This is a genomic window from Pauljensenia sp. 20925_1_27 (assembly GCF_041432835.1).
In the GTDB taxonomy this organism is placed as follows: Bacteria; Actinomycetota; Actinomycetes; order Actinomycetales; family Actinomycetaceae; genus Pauljensenia.
Genome location: NZ_JAPWAH010000037.1, coordinates 1 through 3,579 on the forward strand (window position 1 = coordinate 1; position 3,579 = coordinate 3,579).

Annotated in this window: 2 rRNA genes; both read left to right on the forward strand. The window is 57.0% G+C overall.

Annotated elements, in window-relative coordinates:
• Position 1: 1 nt before the first annotated feature.
• Positions 2–3,117 (forward strand): 23S ribosomal RNA (locus tag O3684_RS10140).
• A 128-nt stretch (positions 3,118–3,245) separates the two neighbouring features.
• Positions 3,246–3,362 (forward strand): 5S ribosomal RNA (rrf, locus tag O3684_RS10145).
• Positions 3,363–3,579: the final 217 nt, after the last annotated feature.

Sequence of the window (3,579 nt, forward strand, 5' to 3'; positions counted from 1 at the left end):
TTGTTGGGCATTCGGTGGATGCCTTGGCATCAAGAGCTGATGAAGGACGTTGCGGCCTGCGATATGCCTCGGGGAGCTGGCGAGCGAGCGTTATTATCCGAGGGTGTCCGAATGGGGGAACCTAACCTGGGTTGTGCTGGGTTACCATCATCTGAACGTGTATAGGGTGGTGGGGGGAACGCGGGGAAGTGAAACATCTCAGTACCCGCAGGAAAAGATATTCCGTGAGTAGTGGCGAGCGAAAGCGGAGGAGGCTAAACCAGATGCGTGTGAGAGGCGGCGGCCGTTGCGTGTTTGGTGTTGTGGGGCCATGTTGGATCCTTCTGCCGGGGGGTCGCGCGTGTTGTTGCTGGGAGTTGAACAGTTTGGGATGGCTGACCGTAGAGCGTGAGAGTCGTGTAAGCGGACCGGTGGCAGCGTGTGTGGGTGTGGTGCCCGAGTAGCGCGGGACTCGTGAAATCTCGTGTGAATCTGCCAAGACCACTTGGTAAGCCTAAATACTACTTGATGACCGATAGTGCATAGTACCGTGAGGGAATGGTGAAAAGTACCCCGGGAGGGGAGTGAAATAGTACCTGAAACCGTGTGCCTGTAAGCCGTCAGAGCCTTGTGGGGTGATGGCGTGCCTTTTGAAGAATGAGCCTGCGAGTTAGTGATACGTGGCGTGCTTAACCCGTGTGGGGTATGCGTAGCGAAAGCGAGTCTGAAATATGGCGTTTGTCGCGTGTTCTAGACCCGAAGCGGGGTGATCTACCCATGGTCAGGTTGAAGCAGAGGTAAGACTGTGTGGAGGACCGAACCCACCAGGGTTGAAAACCTGGGGGATGAACTGTGGGTAGGGGTGAAAGGCCAATCAAACTCCGTGATAGCTGGTTCTCCCCGAAATGCATTTAGGTGCAGCGTCGCGTGGTCCCTGGTGGAGGTAGAGCTACTGGATGGCCGATGGGCCCTGTGGGTTACTGACGTCAGCCAAACTCCGAATGCCATTAGGTGTAGCGTGGCAGTGAGACTGCGGGGGATAAGCTTCGTAGTCGAGAGGGAAACAGCCCAGATCATCAGCTAAGGCCCCTAAGCGTACGCTAAGTGGGAAAGGATGTGGAGTCGCGGTGACAACCAGGAGGTTGGCTTAGAAGCAGCCATCCTTGAAAGAGTGCGTAATAGCTCACTGGTCAAGTGGTTCTGCGCCGACAATGTAGCGGGGCTCAAGCGTACCGCCGAAGCTGTGGCAACAACGCGCGATGCTGGCGCCAGGAACTGGAGTGCTGGTGTGTTGTTGGGTAGGGGAGCGTCCTGCACGAGGTGAAGCCTGGAGGGAACTTCTGGTGGATTGTGTGGGAGTGAGAATGCAGGCATGAGTAACGAATCTGCGGTGAGAATCCGCAGCGCCGATTGACTAAGGGTTCCAGGGCTAGGTTTATCCGCCCTGGGTTAGTCGGGTCCTAAGGCGAGGCCGACAGGCGTAGTCGATGGACAACCAGTTGATATTCTGGTACCGCGTTATGACCGCCCATGCTGAAGTCATTGTGCTAACCAATCTGCCCGCGCACCCTTGTGGCTTTCGGGCTGCGAGCGTGTGTGTGGGTCTTGGGGCCCCGGTGATGGTAGGCAAGCGTGTTAACAGGGGTGACGCAGACAGGTAGCTGCAGTGCGCCGATGGTTGAGCGTATTTAAGGTTGTGGCCCGCCGCCCAGGTAAATCCGGGTGGCACGAGGGGTGAGAACTGATGAGGGACACACGCGTGTGTGGACTTGTGGTGATCCTATGCTGCCGAGAAAAGCCTCGACGTGAGGGCATGACGCGCCCGTACCCTAAACCGACTCAGGTGGTCAGGTAGAGTATACCGAGGCGTTCGAGTGAATCGTGGTTAAGGAACTCGGCAAAATTCCTCCGTAACTTCGGGATAAGGAGGACCCCGTGACTTCCCCGCGCCAAGCGTGTGGGTGGGGTTGTGGGGTCGCAGAGAATAGGGAGAAGCGACTGTTTATCAAAAACACAGGTGCGTGCGAAGCCGTAAGGCGATGTATACGCACTGACGCCTGCCCGGTGCTGGAAGGTTAAGAGGAACCGTCAACACTCCTTTGGGGTGTGAAGCGGTGAATTTAAGCCCCAGTAAACGGCGGTGGTAACTATAACCATCCTAAGGTAGCGAAATTCCTTGTCGGGTAAGTTCCGACCTGCACGAATGGCGTAACGACTTCTCCGCTGTCTCAACCGCGAACTCGGTGAAATTGCAGTACGAGTAAAGATGCTCGTTTCGCGCAGAAGGACGGAAAGACCCCGGGACCTTTACTATAGCTTGGTATTGGTGTTCGCTTGGACTTGTGTAGGATAGGTGGGAGACTGTGAAGCTGCCGCGCCAGCGGTGGTGGAGTCGTCGTTGAAATACCATTCTGGTTCAAGCGGTCACCTCAACCTAGACCCGTGATCCGGGTTGGGGACAGTGCCTGGTGGGTAGTTTAACTGGGGCGGTTGCCTCCTAAAATGTAACGGAGGCGCTCAAAGGTTCCCTCAGCCTGGTTGGTAATCAGGTGGCGAGTGCAAGTGTACAAGGGAGCTTGACTGTGAGACCGACGGGTCGAGCAGGTGCGAAAGCAGGAACTAGTGATCCGGCCATGGCACGTGGGTGCGTGGTCGCTCAACGGATAAAAGGTACCCCGGGGATAACAGGCTGATCTTGCCCAAGAGTCCATATCGACGGCATGGTTTGGCACCTCGATGTCGGCTCGTCGCATCCTGGGGCTGGAGTTGGTCCCAAGGGTTGGGCTGTTCGCCCATTAAAGCGGTACGCGAGCTGGGTTCAGAACGTCGTGAGACAGTTCGGTCCCTATCCTCTGTGCGCGCAGGAAACTTGAGAAGGGCCGTCCCTAGTACGAGAGGACCGGGATGGACGAACCTCTGGTGTGCCAGTTGTACCGCCAGGTGCATGGCTGGTTGGCTACGTTCGGAAGGGATAACCGCTGAAAGCATCTAAGCGGGAAGCCTGCTTCAAGATGAGGTTTCCACGCCCCCACGTGGGGTGAGAGGCCCCCGCCAGACGAGCGGGTTGATAGGCCAGAGGTGGAAGCACCGCGAGGTGCTCGCGAGCCGACTGGTACTAATGGGCCAACACTAAACAACCACCCAACCAACAACGTCGGGTGAACCAAGAAACAATGAACACAGTGCCGCAACCACTATACAAACCACGATCAACCCACACCCCCACACAAGCAAACAGGGTGGGGAACAGTGTTGAACACCAGTCTTGTGGTGGTCATAGCACCGGGGAAACGCCCAGCAACATTCCGAACCTGGAAGCTAAGCCCGGCAGCGCCAATGGTACTGCAACCGCCAGGTTGTGGGAGAGTAGGACACCGCCACAACACACCTCAACGGAGGGCCTCACCCACACAGGTGAGGCCCTCCACGCATTTAAATCCATTAACGACACACCCCGCCGAAGGGCGATAGCCGTGCCGCAAACACCCGTATGCACAACACAGTAATGATCACCGAGCGGCAACCACCATCAGCGGCAGTACACGATTAATGACCAGACGGCCAGCGCCCCCAACGGTTTCCTCCCGGGCGAGAGGTGCG